The organism is Knoellia sp. AC549, assembly GCF_979258975.1.
On record NZ_OZ409890.1, the window covers coordinates 2810309 to 2825392 of the forward strand.

Annotated in this window: 13 protein-coding genes and 1 pseudogene; 6 read left to right on the plus strand and 8 right to left on the minus strand. The window is 71.4% G+C overall.

The window, feature by feature from the left end:
- Positions 1–2 precede the first annotated feature (2 nt).
- Positions 3–783: pseudogene (locus tag ACZZ98_RS13715) on the minus strand (CoA transferase subunit A).
- A gap of 295 nt (positions 784–1078) precedes the next feature.
- On the opposite strand from ACZZ98_RS13715, the gene ACZZ98_RS13720 reads away from it, so the two are divergent.
- Positions 1079–2941 (plus strand): peptidoglycan-binding domain-containing protein, encoded by a 1863-nt coding sequence (locus tag ACZZ98_RS13720; protein WP_463516765.1) that lies wholly within the window; start codon positions 1079–1081, stop codon positions 2939–2941.
- A gap of 12 nt (positions 2942–2953) precedes the next feature.
- On the opposite strand, the gene ACZZ98_RS13725 is transcribed toward ACZZ98_RS13720, so the two are convergent.
- Positions 2954–3682 (minus strand): TIGR03089 family protein, encoded by a 729-nt coding sequence (locus tag ACZZ98_RS13725; RefSeq protein ID WP_463516766.1) that lies wholly within the window; start codon positions 3680–3682, stop codon positions 2954–2956.
- Between the two features lie 42 nt (positions 3683–3724).
- On the opposite strand from ACZZ98_RS13725, the gene ACZZ98_RS13730 reads away from it, so the two are divergent.
- Positions 3725–5815 carry a hypothetical protein gene (locus ACZZ98_RS13730; RefSeq protein WP_463516767.1) on the plus strand — a complete coding sequence of 697 codons (2091 nt, stop codon included), beginning with the start codon at positions 3725–3727 and terminating at the stop codon, positions 5813–5815.
- Here ACZZ98_RS13730 and ACZZ98_RS13735 read toward each other — a convergent pair.
- The 4 genes from ACZZ98_RS13735 to ACZZ98_RS13750 are packed head-to-tail and all read right to left on the minus strand — an operon-like array spanning position 5802 to position 8957.
- Entirely contained in the window at positions 5802–6590 is a 789-nt protein-coding gene (locus ACZZ98_RS13735; protein ID WP_463516768.1) for an inositol monophosphatase family protein, read from the minus strand. The two genes, ACZZ98_RS13730 and ACZZ98_RS13735, sit on opposite strands and share 14 nt — an antisense overlap.
- A 54-nt stretch (positions 6591–6644) precedes the next feature.
- Complete coding sequence (locus ACZZ98_RS13740) at positions 6645–7403, minus strand: alpha/beta hydrolase family protein (RefSeq protein ID WP_463516769.1); 759 nt, start codon at positions 7401–7403, stop codon at positions 6645–6647.
- 1 nt (position 7404) lies between these two features.
- Complete coding sequence (locus ACZZ98_RS13745) at positions 7405–8454, minus strand: succinylglutamate desuccinylase/aspartoacylase family protein (protein ID WP_463516770.1); 1050 nt, start codon at positions 8452–8454, stop codon at positions 7405–7407.
- Positions 8451–8957 (minus strand): ATP-dependent zinc protease family protein, encoded by a 507-nt coding sequence (locus ACZZ98_RS13750; RefSeq protein ID WP_463516771.1) that lies wholly within the window; start codon positions 8955–8957, stop codon positions 8451–8453. Before ACZZ98_RS13750 ends, ACZZ98_RS13745 begins: the two co-directional genes overlap by 4 nt.
- Here ACZZ98_RS13750 and ACZZ98_RS13755 point away from each other — a divergent pair.
- Entirely contained in the window at positions 8956–10146 is a 1191-nt protein-coding gene (locus tag ACZZ98_RS13755) for a RimK family alpha-L-glutamate ligase (protein ID WP_463516772.1), read from the plus strand. The two genes, ACZZ98_RS13750 and ACZZ98_RS13755, sit on opposite strands and share 2 nt — an antisense overlap.
- 55 nt (positions 10147–10201) lie before the next feature.
- Here the strand turns inward: ACZZ98_RS13755 and ACZZ98_RS13760 are convergent, their stop codons facing one another.
- Positions 10202–10567: a YciI family protein gene (locus ACZZ98_RS13760; RefSeq protein ID WP_463516773.1), complete on the minus strand. Its 366-nt coding sequence runs from the start codon at positions 10565–10567 to the stop codon at positions 10202–10204.
- A gap of 112 nt (positions 10568–10679) precedes the next feature.
- Here ACZZ98_RS13760 and ACZZ98_RS13765 point away from each other — a divergent pair, with 112 nt between their 5' ends.
- Complete coding sequence (locus ACZZ98_RS13765; RefSeq protein ID WP_463516774.1) at positions 10680–11282, plus strand: DUF1349 domain-containing protein; 603 nt, start codon at positions 10680–10682, stop codon at positions 11280–11282.
- A gap of 60 nt (positions 11283–11342) precedes the next feature.
- On the opposite strand, the gene ACZZ98_RS13770 is transcribed toward ACZZ98_RS13765, so the two are convergent.
- Entirely contained in the window at positions 11343–11978 is a 636-nt protein-coding gene (locus ACZZ98_RS13770) for a trimeric intracellular cation channel family protein (protein ID WP_463516775.1), read from the minus strand.
- 70 nt (positions 11979–12048) lie between these two features.
- Between ACZZ98_RS13770 and ACZZ98_RS13775 the strand changes: the two genes are divergently transcribed.
- Together ACZZ98_RS13775 and ACZZ98_RS13780 are read left to right on the plus strand one after the other, a co-directional pair.
- Positions 12049–13152 (plus strand): glycosyltransferase family 2 protein, encoded by a 1104-nt coding sequence (locus tag ACZZ98_RS13775; protein ID WP_463516776.1) that lies wholly within the window; start codon positions 12049–12051, stop codon positions 13150–13152.
- The gene (locus tag ACZZ98_RS13780) at positions 13145–15076 is read left to right on the plus strand and encodes a glycosyltransferase family 4 protein (protein WP_463516777.1); all 1932 of its coding nucleotides are present in this window, start codon (positions 13145–13147) and stop codon (positions 15074–15076) included. Before ACZZ98_RS13775 ends, ACZZ98_RS13780 begins: the two co-directional genes overlap by 8 nt.
- Positions 15077–15084 lie beyond the last annotated feature (8 nt).

Genomic DNA, 15084 nt, shown 5'->3' on the forward strand with positions numbered 1-15084 from the left:
CGTCAGGCCTCCTTCGGTGTCGTCACGGTGCGCTTCTCAATTCGCTTGTCCTGGGCCTGTTCTGGCGTCAGGGGAACCACGCGCTGGACATAGATCCCGGGCAGGTGGACCTCGTCGGGGTCGAGCTCCCCGGGTTCGACGAGCTCCTCGACCTCGGCGATCGTGATGCGTCCCGACATCGCGCAGAGCGGGTTGAAGTTGCGGGAGGACTTGTTGAAGACGAGGTTGCCGTGGCGGTCGCCCTTCCAGGCGCGCACGAGGCCGAAGTCCGCGGCGATGCCCTCCTCGAGGACGAAGGTCCGCTCCTCGCTGCCGAGCAAGAAGGACCTGGTCTCCTTGGGAGGTGAGGCGAGAGCGACGGTCCCGTCCGCGGCATACCTCCACGGCAGTCCACCGTCGGCGACCTGGCTCCCGACGCCGGTCGGGGTGAAGAAGGCCGCGATGCCGGCGCCGCCGGCGCGCAGGCGCTCGGCCAGGGTGCCCTGCGGCGTGAGCTCGACCTCGAGCTTCTCCCTCGAGGTACTGGCGGGCGAACTCCTTGTTCTCGCCGACGTAGGACGACACCATGCGCCGGATCTGCTTGGCACCGAGCAGGATGCCCAGGCCCCAGTCGTCCACGCCGCAGTTGTTCGAGAAGACCTCGAGGTCGCGCACCCCCATGGCGTGCAGCTCGTTGATGAGAACGCTGGGTATGCCGCAGAGCCCGAACCCGCCGACGGCCAGACTGGCACCGTCGCGGACGTCCTCGAGGGCTGCGGCTGCAGAGGAGACGACCTTGTCCATGGCGGGAACTCTAGTTCCCCACGGGAGGGGCCTCGATGTGGTGGGGGGCCAGCACGGCGGGGCCCTGATGGGCGTCGAACACGTGCCGGAGATCTTCCTGAGTTTGGAGCCTTGAACGGGAGATTCTGCGTGTCCACACGGGGTCTGACGAAGTACATGTGTGTAATTTCGTCCGTTCCACTTGCGGAACCCCTGTGGCCAATGGGACAACTGTGACGGCCCACGTGTCTGGTGTGACGTCTGTGACTGACCATCGGCACCAAATTTTCACTTTTTGCCCCCTGAGGAGCTTTCGTTGACGCGCGCCACTTCGCCTGCCACGTCGACCCGAGGACCGGTTCGCGCCCTCGGTGCCGTCTCCGTCTCCCTCCTGTCGATCCCGCTCGGCCTCTCCCTCGCCGGGGGGACCGCCACGGCCGCTCGGGTGGCGGGCATCCCGACGCCTCCCTCGAAGCCGCTCCCCAGCGAGCTCGACATCGCCCCGAAGTACCAGGAGGGCTACCGCTGCCTCAGCGGTGACCTGCCAGGTCCGACGGCGTTCGCCCAGCTGCTCAACGGCCACTACGGCAGGCACGTCTACGGGATCAACCGGACCTGTGCCGCCGAGCACGGGGAGGGTCGCGCGCTCGACTGGATGGTCAACGCCTACAGCGCCGACGGACTCGCGCTGGGCAACGCGATCACCCGCTGGCTCTCGGCACCCGACGAGCAGGGCCGTCCCGGAGCCATGGCACGCCGCTTCGGCATCAACTACATCATCTGGAACCGTCAGATGTGGCGGGCCTACGACCCGGGCCGTGGCTGGGCGCCCTACTCGGGGGTCTCGCCGCACACCGACCACATCCACATCTCGTTCACCTGGGACGGCGCCTACAAGCGCACCTCGTGGTGGACCGGCCAGGCGCTCACCTCGGTCCAGCTCACCGGCCCGGTCTCCGGCTCCGGTCCGGCGACGCCGATCCCCAACACGGTTCCTCCCGTCACCGCCAGCGGCTACCCGCTGCTTAAGCGCGGTGACACGCACAAGGACCTGCTCCTCGCCCAGGGTGCCCTCGGTCTGGCCAAGGACGGCGTGTTCGGTCCGGGCACCGAGTCGGCCGTCGCGTCCTGGCAGTCCCGCCAGGCCATCGCCGTCACCAAGCAGCTCGACAACGCCACGTGGACCCGACTGGTCCTGCGGGGACTCGTGCCGTCACGCGTGGCGGCGGCGCCGAGCCCGCTCGCGCCCTACGTCAACACGGTCATCCAGCGCGGCTCCAAGGGGCCGGCGGTCGTCGCCCTGCAGAAGGCCCTCAGGATCACGGCTGACGGCTCCTTCGGGCCGGGCACCGAGACCAAGGTCAAGGCCTACCAGACCTCGAAGCGCATCGCCCCGACCGGCATCGTCGCCACCTCGACGTGGAAGGCGCTCATGGGGGTGGCGACGACCCCGCCCCCGCCGGTCACCACCACCCCGCCGCCCACGACGTCGCCGCTGGCCGCCTACGCCAAGCTCGTCCTCCAGCGAGGGTCGAAGGGTCCTGCCGTCGTCGCGCTGCAGAAGGCCCTCAGGATCGCCGCCGACGGCTCCTTCGGCCCGGACACCGAGACCAAGGTCAAGGCCTACCAGACGTCGAAGCGGATCCCGCCGACCGGAGTGGTGGCTGCGTCGACCTGGGCCGCCCTCATGGGCAAGCCCACGACGGTGACGCCTCCCCCCGTCACGCCGCCGCCGACGAACGCCGCCCTCTCGACCGAGTTCACGGCATACAAGTCGACCGTCCTGCGCACCGGTTCCAAGGGCACCGCCGTCAAGGTGCTGCAGGCCGGCCTGGGCGGGCTCGCGGTGGACGGCTCCTACGGCCAAGCCACGGCGGCACGCGTCGTCGCGTTCCAGAAGTCCGTCGGTCTCCCGGCCACCGGCGTCACCGACGCCGCCACGTGGGCCAAGGTCGAGCTCAAGGTGCACCCGTTGCTGCCCTTCTGGAACAGCGTGGCCAAGCGCGGCTCCAAGGGCGCTCACGTCCTCGCGGTCCAGCGGGCCCTGCGGATCGGCGCCGACGGCTCCTTCGGCCCGGCCACCGAGACGGCCGTCAAGGCCGCGCAGACCCGCGCGAAACTCGCCTCCACCGGCGTCGTCGCGACGCTGACCTGGAAGGCCATCGAGAAGCAGATGTGACGCCCTCCCGGATCAGGGGCCCGTGGCTCCCTCGATCCGGGAGCGCTCCGCCAGGACGTCCGCCGGCGCCTCGCCGCGACTGAGCACGACCGAGCCGTCTGCCGCCCACAGGGCCAGGCAGGCGCGGAGGAAGTCGACCGTGTCCGTCGTCGTGAGGTGCCGGCGTTCTGCTGAGCTCGCCTGCGGCAGAGCCGAACCCACCAGATCTCTGTATGCCGTCCGCCCACCTTCGGCGACCAGGGCGGTGTCGCTGTCGGCCGGCTCCTCCCACGCGGCGAACTGGTCGCCGTGGGTGCTGAGCTCCTTGGCCTCGTCCATGATGCCGCCCGGCGCCGGCGGGGTGGCGGCGCGTGCGAGTCCGGCGAGCGTGACGAGGACGGTGGGGGAGTGCTCGGTCGCGGCAGCCGCCGTGTCGTGGTCGGTGGTGACGAGGACGTCCGGCCCAGGGGTCGCGTCGCGCGCGTCGAGGCTGACGGTCGCGCCGACGGACCAGACCGCGAGGGCCCAGTAGGCGGTGCGCCAGTGTGGCGGCAGGTCGAGCCGGACGACCGATCCCGGGGCGACGTCGAACTCGTCCTGGAGCGCGTTGGCCGCCTTGTTGACCCAGTTGCCGAGGACGCGCGCAGACAGCTCGATGCGCTCGCCCCTCGTCGGGCCGTCGGTGTCGTCGTAGGTCGTGATCCGCGGCTTGGCGGAGTCGGAGCGGAGCATCTGCTGCAGGACGTCGGCGGGTCGGGTCACCGGCCCAGACTACGGAGCCGGCGCCAGATAGCGTGGGCGACCATGAGCCGCCCGCTGCCGACCGCTGAGGAGGACCTGCCCGCATCGTCGCTCGAGCGAGCGGCAGGTCGGTGGCTCCAGACGATCGTCCTCGGGGCGGCGACGTGGGTCGTCGTCATGTCCCTGCTCGCCGTCGTCCTCTCCGGGATCGGCTGGTGGTTCCCCTGGCTCGTCCTTCCCCTCGCCGTCGTCGCGGCAGCCGGGAGCGGGTGGTGGGCACACGGCATACCCGCTCGGTCGTTGCCCGTCTGGACCGCAGCGCTGCTGGTCGGCGTCAGCGTCGGTGCCGGGATCTGGACCGCCACAACGCATTCCGAGCAGGTGCTGCCGCGGCGTGACTCCGCGAGCTATCTGCAGACGGCGATCTCGATGGCGGAGACGCACCGCCGGGTCGTGCCCGTCGACCCGGCCTCGGTCGGCGGTCCGGAGGTGCTCGCCCTCGACGGCATCACGCTCTCGAGCCCGGCGTTCTACGAGGTCGGGGATGACGCGGCCCCGGCCGTCCAGCCTCAGTTCGTCGTGGGGCCCGGCGCGGTCTGGTCGATGGGGGTGTGGCTCGGCGGCCCGACGGGCGCCCTGTTGCTCCCGGCGCTGATGTCGGCGCTCGGCATCCTGGGGCTGGGTCTGATCACCTCACGCGTCGGCGCGCCGCGCTGGTCACCCGTGGCCGCGGTCGGCGTCGCCCTGCTCTTCCCGGTCCTGCACACGGCGCGGGCGACCTACTCCGAGCCGCTGGCCATGGTGACGCTCGGGGGTGGACTGCTCGCCCTCGTCATCGCCGCCCGCGAGGGTGCGCGCGGTGAGGTCGGCCGCGCTGCGCTCCTCGCCGGCGTCCTCGTCGGCGGCACCGCGTTCGTCCGCATCGACGGCCTGCGCGAGACGATCCTGCTCATCCCCGTCGCGGCCCTCGCGCTCGCCCAGGGCCAGTGGTGGCCACGCCTGACCCTGCTCGGGGCGGGAGCCTCGACCCTGCTGGCCGGTCTCGCAGCGCTCTGGCTGTCGAACCAGTACCTCGGCACCATCGCCGCCAGCCTCGTCCCGCTCGTCGGACTCGGCGCCATCATGGGCCTCCTCGCGACCGCCATGCTCTGGTGGCAACGGCGTGGGGGCGCTGTGCCACAGGCGTTCTCACGCGTCCTGCCCACCGCCCTGGGTGTTGCCGTCGTCGGCCTCGGCCTCCTCCTCGCGAGCCGACCGCTGTGGCAGACGGTGCGCCAGTCACCCGACGACCCCGGCTCGCGCGTCGTCGCCGGGCTCCAGCAGCGTCAGGGCCTGACGGTCGACGGTGGTCGCACCTATGCCGAGCAGACCGTGGCCTGGTTGTCGTGGTGGGTCGGCATCCCGGCGCTCGTCATCGCGCTGGCCGCTCTCGCCTGGGCAGTGCGCCTCGTCGCGGCCCACTGGGTCGCGCGGGAGCCGTTGCCGGCCTGGACCGGACCGCTGCTCGTCGGTGCCGGTTCGACGGCGATGACCCTCTGGCGCCCGGGCATCACGCCGGACCACCCGTGGGCCGAGCGGCGCCTCGTCATCGTGCTGCCGTTCGTCATCCTGCTGTGCGTGGCGGCTGCGGCGTATGCCGTCCGCCACCTCTCTCGGCGCGCTCCCGTCGCCGTGGCGGTCGGCGCGGGGGTGGCCGTCGTCGCGGCGACCCTCATCCCGACCGCGTCCGCGACCTGGCCACATCGTGCCGAACGGGTGGAGCTGGGTGCTCTCGCGGCGGTGGAGGGTGTGTGTGCCTCATTCAGGGACGGTGACGTCGTCCTCGCCATCGACTCACGTGCGGCAAACGAGTGGCCTCAGGTCGTCCGCGGGCAGTGTGGTCGGGCCGCGCTCTCCACGACCCAGACGCTGCGCCAGGACCCGCCGAGACTCGCGACGACCGTCGCGACGATCGACCGGGCCGTCTCGGCCCGTGGCGGTCGCCTCGTCCTGCTCGCCGCGGAGGGGACCGCGCAGCTGGAGGCGTTGCGGGCCAACGACATCCGTCAGGTCAGTGACGTCTTCGTGGCCGAGGACGACCGGCTCCTCGAGCAGCGGCCGGACGGGCTCGTGCCCTTGTCGCTCGAGGTGTGGACGGGCGTCAGCGAGGGGTGAGGTCGTCCGGGAGACGGCGGGCGACGGCGGCATACGTCGTCCGGTCCGATGCGACGACGAGGCCCGGCTGCGTCGAGCGCGGGGAGTACTCGACGCCGTCGAGGTGTCCGACGTGGCCACCGGCCTCGGTGACCATGAGCGACCCGGGTGCGTGGTCCCACGCGTTGGAGCGGCTGTAGAGGATGTAGTCGACCTCGCCCTCGATGAGCTTGGGGTAGTCGACGCCGCAGCAGACCCAGGACGGGCGGAGCGCCGGCAGGTCCGCCAGCGCGTGGCCGCGCAGCGACCAGATGGACGTGGCGCCGTGGGGTGCGTCGTCGGGTCCGACGGGTCGACGGGTGATGCGCTCGCCGTTGCGTTCGACGCCGGCGCCGCGCTCGGCGACCCAGGCCACCTCGTGCTCAGGCTGCCAGATCCAGCCGCGCACCGTCCGGCCCGCGACGGTCTCGGCGATCATCACGGCGTGGTCGGGGCTGCCGTGGACGAAGTTCTTGGTGCCGTCGACCGGGTCGACGGTGAAGGCGTGCTCGGCCCCGGTGTAGCGCACGAGGATGCTCCCGTCCGCGCTGTGCGCCTCCTCCCCGAGGACGACGGCATCGGGGTATGCCGCGCTGAGCGCCTGGGTGAGGAGCACCTCGGCCTCGCGGTCGGCGACCGTGACGAGGTCGCCGGGGTTCTTCTCGATCACCTCACCATCGGCCAGGGCTCGGAACCGGGGGGTGATGACCTCGGCGGCCACCTGCTTCATGAGGTCGAGTACTGCGCCAGTGTCCACGCGCTCCACGCTTCCACAGGAGGGTGGCTCCGGACACAGCGGGTCCAGGGGTGCTCAGTCGACGAGGTACTGGTCGGCCCAGGCGCTGATGATGCGGGCGGCCCGCTTGGCCTGGCCGGGTGCGGTGAGCAGGTGGTCCGAGCCCTCGAGCGAGACGAAGCTGCGTGGGTGCCGGGCCGTGCGGAAGATGTCGCTCGCGTTGGCGATGCCCACGGTGTTGTCCGTCGGGGAGTGCAGCACGAGCAGGGGTCGACGCAGGCTGGTGATGCACTCGCGCAGGTCCGCTCGGCGCACGTCCTCGACGAACTCGCGTCGCAGCGTGAGCGCCTTGTTGCCGAACGTCGCGACGGCCTCACCCTCGGCGATGACCCGCTCGACGACCGCGTCGTACTGGTGCTCGACGTGCGAGGGGTCGAAGGGAGCTCCCACCGTGGCGACCGCCCGCGCCTCGGGGATGTCGGCCGCGGCGGCGAGGACGGCGGCGCCACCGAACGAGTGGCCCACGAGCAGCTCGACCGGGCGGCCGCTCGCGGCCATGAACCGCGCAGCCTCCACCGTGTCGGCCACCTTGTGCGAGAAGGACCCGTCGCCCCACTCGCCCGCCGAGTCGCCGAGCCCGAGGTTGTCGAAGCGGAGCATGCCGACGCCTTCGGCGGCCAGCTGCTTGCAGATGCGGGAGGCCGCCGGGCAGTCCTTGCCGAGGGTGAACCCGTGGGAGAAGACCCCCCAGCCCCGGAGCTCGCCCTCGGGCAGGTCGACGAGCCCGGCGAGGAGCTCGCCGGAGGAGCTGGGGAAGCGCACCCTCTCAGCCATCTCAGAGCACCTGGATCTGGTCGAGGGCGTCGAACCCGTCGCTGGCTGCCGGGCTGTCCGGGATGCCGGGGGGCTCGGCGCCCTCGATCTCGGCGATGTGGACGAGGGCGTCACCGCGATTGACGAGTGGTGCGGTCGTGCGGCCGATGACGACGCCGGGGCGGTCGGCCCGGACGAGGCGCAGGGTCCGGCCGAAGGAGTCGCTCAGGCTGCCGAGGCGGTCGTCGACCTCGACGCGCTGACCGAGGGTCGCGTCGAGGTGGACGATGCCGGTGCGTCGGGCCCGGAGCCAGCCGGTGCGCCGGCTCACCAGGCCGGTCACCGGAGGAGCGCCGACCACGGGGTCGACCATGTCGAGGGCCTCGAGGACCCTCAGGACACCGGCCACGCCGGCCTCGATGGCCCACTGGTCGAAGCGCATCGCCTCGCCTGCCTCGTAGAGGAGCACCGTCGCCCCGGTCTCGCGGGCGGCTGCCCGGAGCGACCCGTCGCGCAGCCTGGCGTGCAGCATCACCGGCGCACCGAAGGCCTCGGCGAGGGCACGGGTGCGGGGGTCGTCGAGGTCGGCTCGGATCTGCGGCAGGTTGGTGCGCCGGTCGGAGCCGGTGTGCAGGTCGATGCCGACCTCGCACTTGGCGACGACCTCGCGCATCATCAGGCTTGCGATGCGCCCCGCCAGCGAGCCGCGGGGCGAGCCGGGGAACGAGCGGTTGAGGTCGCGCCGGTCGGGGAGGTAGCGGTCACCGGCCATGAAGCCGTGGACGTTGACGATCGGGACGGCGAGCAGCGTGCCGCGGAAGGTCTTGGGGGACAGGGTCGCCAGGACACGACGGATGACCTCGACGCCGACGACCTCGTCGCCGTGGATCGCGGCGTTGACCCACACGACCGGACCGTCGTGACGGCCATGGACGACGCGCACGGGGAGGCTGAGCTCGGACCCGGTGACGAGCTTGGTGATGGGCAGCCCGATCTCGCGGGTGTGCCCGGGCCGAACCTTCACGGTCCCGATGCCGAACGACGCGCGAGCAGCGGGCCTGGCGACTGTCATGACCGGCCCCGGTTGCGGCGTCGCAGGTGCAGCTTGGGTCGGGGCCCGAGATAGGACACGGCCGGGTCGACGACGTAGCCGTGGAGCAGGGTCTCGCGGCCGATGAGCAGGCGAAAACCCATCTCGTCGCGCCGGCTCAGGGTCACCTCGGTCGTGCGACGGCGGCGGGCGAGGACGAGCTCGAGCTCGACGACGAGGCGTTGCTCGGAGTGGCCCGAGGACGAGCGCACGAGCCGCTCGTCGACGACGGGACGCTCGAGAGTGACGGCGTCCTCGTCACTGCCCTGCCAGGGGTGGATCGAGAAGCGCACCCACGGCTCCCCGTCACGCTCGAAGCGCTCGACGTCGAACGCGTGCACCGCCGAGGACCGGGCCCCGGTGTCGATCTTGGCCTTGATCCACGGAAGGCCGGCGGACGGCATACGCACCCACTCACGCCATCCGACACGGATGGTTGGATGGGATTCGACCGGCACCCGACCATCCTTGCAGGTACCCCACATGAAGCTAGCGATCCTCTCTCGCGCGCCCCGGGCGTACTCGACCCAGCGGCTGCGCACCGCCGGACTCGACCGAGGGCACGACGTCAAGGTGCTCAACACCCTGCGCTTCGCGATCGACCTCTCGGGGCCCGAGCCCGACCTGCAGTTCCGCGGCCGGACGCTCTCGGACTACGACGCGATCCTGCCGCGCGTGGGGGCGTCGGTGACCTACTTCGGCACCGCGGTGGTGCGGCAGTTCGAGCAGATGGACGTCTACACCCCCAACACCGCCAACGGGATCTCGAACTCGCGCGACAAGCTGCGCGCGACCCAGATCCTGTCGCGACACCAGATCGGTATGCCGGCCACGACCTTCGTGCGCAACCGGGCTGACGTCCTGCCCGCGATCGAACGGGTCGGCGGCGCTCCCGTCGTCATCAAGCTGCTCGAGGGCACGCAGGGCATCGGCGTCATCCTCGCGCCGGACACCAAGGTGGCCGAGGCGATCATCGAGACGTTGCACAGCACGAGCCAGAACGTCCTCATCCAGAGCTTCGTCAAGGAGAGCAAGGGGCGCGACATCCGGGCCCTCGTCGTCGGCGACCGGGTCGTGGCCGCGATGCGCCGGACCGCCCAGGGGGACGAGTTCCGCTCCAACGTGCACCGTGGCGGGTCGGTCGCGCCGGTGACGCTCGACCCGGCGTTCGAGGAGGCGGCGGTGCGCTCGGCCCAGATCATGGGGTTGCGCGTGGCGGGCGTCGACATGCTCGAAGGCGCCGATGGCCCACTCGTCATGGAGGTCAACTCCTCGCCGGGACTCGAGGGCATCGAGACGGCGACGAAGCTCGACGTCGCCGGCGCGATCATCGACTACATCGGCAACCAGGTGGCCTTCCCGGAGATCGACGTGCGCCAGCGCCTCACTGTCTCAACGGGTTACGGCGTCGCGGAGCTCGTCGTCCATGGCGGCGCCGACCTCGTCGGCAGGACGATCGCGGAGTCCGGGCTCGAGGACCGGGACATCACGGTGCTGACCCTGCACCGTGGCACCACCGTCATCCCCAACCCGCGTCGGCGCACCGCGCTGGAGCCGGAGGACCGCCTGCTCTGCTTCGGCAAGCTCGAGGAGATGCGCTCGATGATCCCCGAGCGGCGCCGTCGCCGGGCCAAGGTCCGCAAGCTGCCCAAGGAACCCATCCACGACGCCTGAGCCGGAAGTGGCCGGGAGTGGTTCGGGCACTTCCGCCAAGAGCGTGCGCCTTCCCTCAGGGCTGCGCAGGATCTGTTGGACCTCCGCTGTGGATGGGCCGGACCTCGAGCCCACCTCCCTGTCGCACGACCGGGTTGGTTGCCGCCGTGGCGAGCGCAGCGTCGAGATCTGGAGCGTCGAGGATGTAGATCCCAGCCACCACTTGCGGCGAGTCGACGAACGGCCCGTCGGTGACCGTTCCGGCTCGAATCGCCTTGGCCAGGGCCCGGGGCGTGAAGGCCCACGCAGCAGTCATGGTGGACTGCGAAGCGAGCTCGGCCGCGTGCGCGTCACACTCGGCGATGTCGTCGGAAGTGGCAGCGGTCTCTCCGGGTTCGTGTGCAGAGTCATCGGCGTAGATGAGGACGGCGAACTGGGGCATCTCGCACCTTCCATCCGGAAGCTCGGGACTCTGGGGGCAGTCAGCAAGCTCCCCTCGACGACGAGCATCACCGCACGATCTCCAGCGCGCAACTCGTGGGAGGGTCGACCCCATGAGCGATCGAGGACCGGCCGACGGGTGGCGAACGGGTTGGCGGCATCTCGACTGGCTGAACCCACCCCCGCAGGTGGTCCGGGACCAGCACGACCTGCTGGTCACCGCGGCGGAGGGCAGCGACCTGTGGCGCACCACCTCGTACGGCTTCATCCACGACACAGGTCACGCCCTGCTCACCGACTTCCCCGACGGGACGGCCGCCGAGGTCAGCTTCATCGCCGACTTCTCGGCCCAGTTCGACCAGGCGGGCCTGCTCATCCGTGCCGACGCGGAGCAGTGGGTCAAGGCCGGCGTCGAGCTGGCCGACGGCGTCCTGCAGCTGGGGGCGGTCGTCACGCGAGGTGTCTCGGACTGGTCGGTGGCCCCCGTGCCGGAGTGGTTGGGCCAGGCCGTCGTCGTGCGCGCAAGTCGCACCGGCGATGCGCTCACGGTCCGGGCCCGAAGCGGCGACGAGCCCTGGCGGCTTGTCCGCGTGGCGCCTTTGCCGCCCGGCCCGCTCCGCGTGGGACTTCTGTGCTGCGCCCCCACGCGCTCCGGTCTGGTCGTGCGGTTCACCGACCTGCGGCTCGTCGACGCAGACCAGTCTCTCCACCCCTGAGCAGACGCAGCTGAAGCGCCCGAGACGATCCGACGCCGGTATGCCGTGTGCCCGTCCGAGTCAGCGCGCGGACTTCGGACGCCGGCCGGTCTGCCAGTCGAGCGACCACGAGGACATGCGGACGGCGATGACGACGCCGATGGACACGAGGGCGGAGACCAGGACCGGCAGCTCGAGCGAGCGCAGCACGAAGTAGGTGACGCAGCCAGGTATGGCGGCGAGCACGTAGAACGACCCGGGCCTGAAGTGCTCCGGCGTGGTGTTGATGAGTACGTCGCGGATGAGCGCCCCGCCGACCCCGGCGATCGTGCCGACGAAGACGCACGAGATCGGCGGCAGCCCGACCGTCATCGCACGATCCGTGCCGAGGATCGAGTACATCGCGAGCGACATCGCGTCGAGCAGCGTGAACGCGACGTCCCGCCGGAACCGCAACGGCCCGACGACCTTGAGGAGCGGCGCGGCGAGCGCGCCTCCGACGAACGCCGACGGCAGCAGCCAGGGCGAGGTGAGGGCGCGCACCGGCACCTGCAGGAGGAGGTCACGCAGCAGTGCCCCACCCAGCCCGCCGATGACGGCGAGGAAGAGCACCCCGACGATGTCGAACCCCTGACGCCGCGCGGCCAACGCACCGGCCAGCCCGCCGAACCCCACCGCGACGGCGTCGATCCAGAGGGGGATGGCGAGCGAGTTCACGCCAGCAGGCTAGTGGGCAGGGTCGTCGAGGCGCCGGAGAACGCGTCACCGACGGGTAGTCTCGGCAGCGATGAACGAGCACCCTGAGACCGAGGTCATCGCGACCACTCCGCCGGCGCCCACGGCCCCACCGACCGAGCGCATCACCGTGCGCACGGGTGAGCTCGCGGGAGGGAGTGACGACCCCGGCGAGGTCGGTGACAGCGCACCGCACGGTGAGCGGACGGCATACGAGCTGCCTGTCGAGCCCGCCACCCGCTCGGCCCTGCTCGAGGACGGCACGCCACGGCCCTACGTGACGATCGTCCTGCCCTGCTTCAACGAGGGCGCCCACGTCCTCAAGGAGATCGACCGCATCACGACGGCGATGAACAGCAGCGAGTTCACCTACGAGCTGCTGTGCATCGACGACGCCTCGACCGACAACACCCTCGAGGTGCTGGAGCAGGCGGCGCGCGACTTCGCCAACCTGCGGATCATGCCGTTCCGCCGCAACGGTGGCTCCGGCACGGCCCGACGCATCGGCACCCAGCAGGCCCACGGCGAGATCGTCGTGTGGACCGACGCGGACATGACCTACGAGAACGAGCGCATCCCCGAGCTCGTGCGGATCCTGCGTGACGACGCGAGCTACGACCAGGTCGTCGGTGCACGCACCACCGAGGAGGGCACCCACAAGTGGGCGCGCGTCCCCGCGAAGTGGTTCATCCGCAACGTCGCGCAGTGGCTGACCAAGACCAAGATCCCCGACCTCAACAGCGGCCTGCGCGCGTTCCGTCGCGAGGTGTCGCTGCCCTACCTGCGGCTGCTCCCGGCCGGGTTCTCGTGCGTCACGACGATCACGATCGCCTTCCTCAGCAACCAGCACGACATCAAGTACGTCGAGACGGCCTATGCCAAGCGCGCCGGCGTGAGCAAGTTCCACTTCGTGGGCGACGCCTACCGCTACATCCTCCAGGTCCTGCGCATGGTCATGTACTTCGACCCGCTCAAGGTCCTCATGCCGCCGGCCCTCTGGATGATCCTCCTGGGCCTCGGCAAGGGCGTCGTCGACATGGTGCGGCACCCGTTCTACTTCCCGGCGTCGACCGTGCTGCTCATCGTCAGCGGCATGATGATCGCCTCGCTCGCCCTGCTCTCCGACCTCGTCGTGAGGTCGAGAGACGGTGTCTGACCGGGACAACTCGGCCTCGCTCCGCCTCGCAGTCGTCGGGCCGACCCACCCCTACAAGGGCGGCGTCGCCTCGCACACGACGGAGCTCTGCCACGAGCTGGCCGAGGCGGGGCACGACGTCACGCTCGTCTCGTGGAGCCACCTCTACCCCTCGTTCCTCTACCCGGGCGAGCAGGCCGTCCCCGGTGGGGCACCCGATGTCGAGCCGTTCCCGCGGACCATCCGCTCGCTGTCGTGGGCGCGCCCGGACACGTGGGTGCGCACCGGGCGGCGGCTGCGGGGCATGGACGCCGTCATCGTCGTCCACGTCATCCCGCAGGGGGTCCCGTCCAACCTGGCCGTCCTGCGGGCTGCCGGAGCCGGGCGCACCTCGAGCAGCGGTCTCGGTCCGCGCTCCATCGTCATCGCCCACAACGTGCTGCCGCACGAGACCCGGCCGGGGGACCGGCAGCTCATGGGCGCCCTCCTCGGACGGGTGGACTCCGTCGTCGTGCACTCCGACTCGCAGGCCAAGCTCGCGACCGAGCTCGGCGCCGCGCACGTCCGTGAGCTCGACCTCCCGCCTCACCTGCCCGGCGGTCCACCCGAGGAGCACGTCGAGTCCACCGGTCCCACGCGGCTGCTGGCGCTCGGGATCGTGCGCGACTACAAGGGTGTGGACCTGCTCCTCGACGCCATGCTCGAGGTCCCCGAGCTCACCCTCACCATCGCGGGTGAGATGTGGGGCGACAGCGGTCGCCGGGTCAAGGAGCTCGCCGCCGACCCGCGGCTGGCCGGACGCGTCGAGGTGCACAGCGGCTACGTCCCGGCCGACCGCATCGCGGCGCTGATGGCTCGCCACGACGTCCTGACCCTGACCTACCGCCACGCCACCGCGTCCCAGAACGTGCTGCTCGCCGGACTGCACGGCCTCCCCGTCCTCGCCTCGCACGTCGGCACCTTCGGCGGCCAGGTCCGCGACGGCGTCGACGGACTTCTCGTGCCGCCCAGTGACCGGGCGTCCCTCGTCGAGGCGTTGCGTCGCCTCTCCGACCGTGGGTATGCCGCCCGGCTGCGTTCCGGGGTCCGCCCACCTGATCTCAGCGGGCCGTGGGCGCACTACGTCGGCGGCATCGAGGCCCTGGCCAGCGCCGAGTCCGAGGCGCTGGTCGACGACGTCGAGCGCGACGTCGTGCCGCCGGACACCCCGGTGCAGCGCGCCAAGGACCTCGTCACCGCTGTCCGGCTCCGCCGTCGCAAGCAGCTCCCGCTGCGCCCCACCGACTTCCCCGAGTGGGTCCGGGCGTCTGACCTGCTCGCCGTGGACGAGGACGCCCTCGACGCGCAGCACCTCGCCCGCCAGCTGGGCCTCCCGCGCTGCTCCGACGCCGTCTCGGCCTGGGCGGCGCTCGGTGCCCTCGCCGCGATCCTGCGGATCCGGGACGACGGGCGTCGGGGCGCGCTCATCGTCGACGAGTCCGGCACCCGCAGCCCGTTCTCACGATGGTCCCGGGCGCTGGGGTTCGAGCCGGTCGAGCTCGAGCTCACCGGTCGGCGCACCTCGGTCGAGGTCCTCGACGTCGACACCGCGAGCCTCGACGTCATCGCCCGCCTCCACCCCGGTGGCTGTGGGGCCGACGACGTCGACCACGCCGTGGGACAGGCCTCCTGGGCGCTGCGCTCGGGCGGCCTCCTCATCATCACGTTGCCCGTGGGCGAGGACGACCCGGAGTGGGCCATCAGTCCAGCCGACATCCGCGGCGTCCTGGCCCGGGCCGACGACCTCGGCCTCGTCCTCGTCGGAGACGTCGACGGCGACATCACCGAGCGCATCCGGGCCGCGTCGGCCTCCGCCCGTGAGGTGCGCGCAGCGCAACCGGAGGCGCGTCGATCAGGTGCGGTCCCGGCATACGGGATCCTGCGGCTCACCTTCCGGCGTCGGTGACGCCGTGA

Excerpts from the sequence above, each read along its gene's own strand:
- ACZZ98_RS13730 (WP_463516767.1), top strand. The coding sequence starts at position 3,725 with ATGAGCCGCCCGCTGCCGACCGCTGAGGAGGACCTGCCCGCATCGTCG.
- ACZZ98_RS13740 (WP_463516769.1), bottom strand. The coding sequence starts at position 7,403 with ATGGCTGAGAGGGTGCGCTTCCCCAGCTCCTCCGGCGAGCTCCTCGCC.
- ACZZ98_RS13745 (WP_463516770.1), bottom strand. The coding sequence starts at position 8,454 with ATGACAGTCGCCAGGCCCGCTGCTCGCGCGTCGTTCGGCATCGGGACC.
- ACZZ98_RS13755 (WP_463516772.1), top strand. The coding sequence starts at position 8,956 with ATGAAGCTAGCGATCCTCTCTCGCGCGCCCCGGGCGTACTCGACCCAG.
- ACZZ98_RS13750 (WP_463516771.1), bottom strand. The coding sequence starts at position 8,957 with ATGTGGGGTACCTGCAAGGATGGTCGGGTGCCGGTCGAATCCCATCCA.
- ACZZ98_RS13760 (WP_463516773.1), bottom strand. The coding sequence starts at position 10,567 with ATGCCCCAGTTCGCCGTCCTCATCTACGCCGATGACTCTGCACACGAA.
- ACZZ98_RS13765 (WP_463516774.1), top strand. The coding sequence starts at position 10,680 with ATGAGCGATCGAGGACCGGCCGACGGGTGGCGAACGGGTTGGCGGCAT.
- ACZZ98_RS13775 (WP_463516776.1), top strand. The coding sequence starts at position 12,049 with ATGAACGAGCACCCTGAGACCGAGGTCATCGCGACCACTCCGCCGGCG.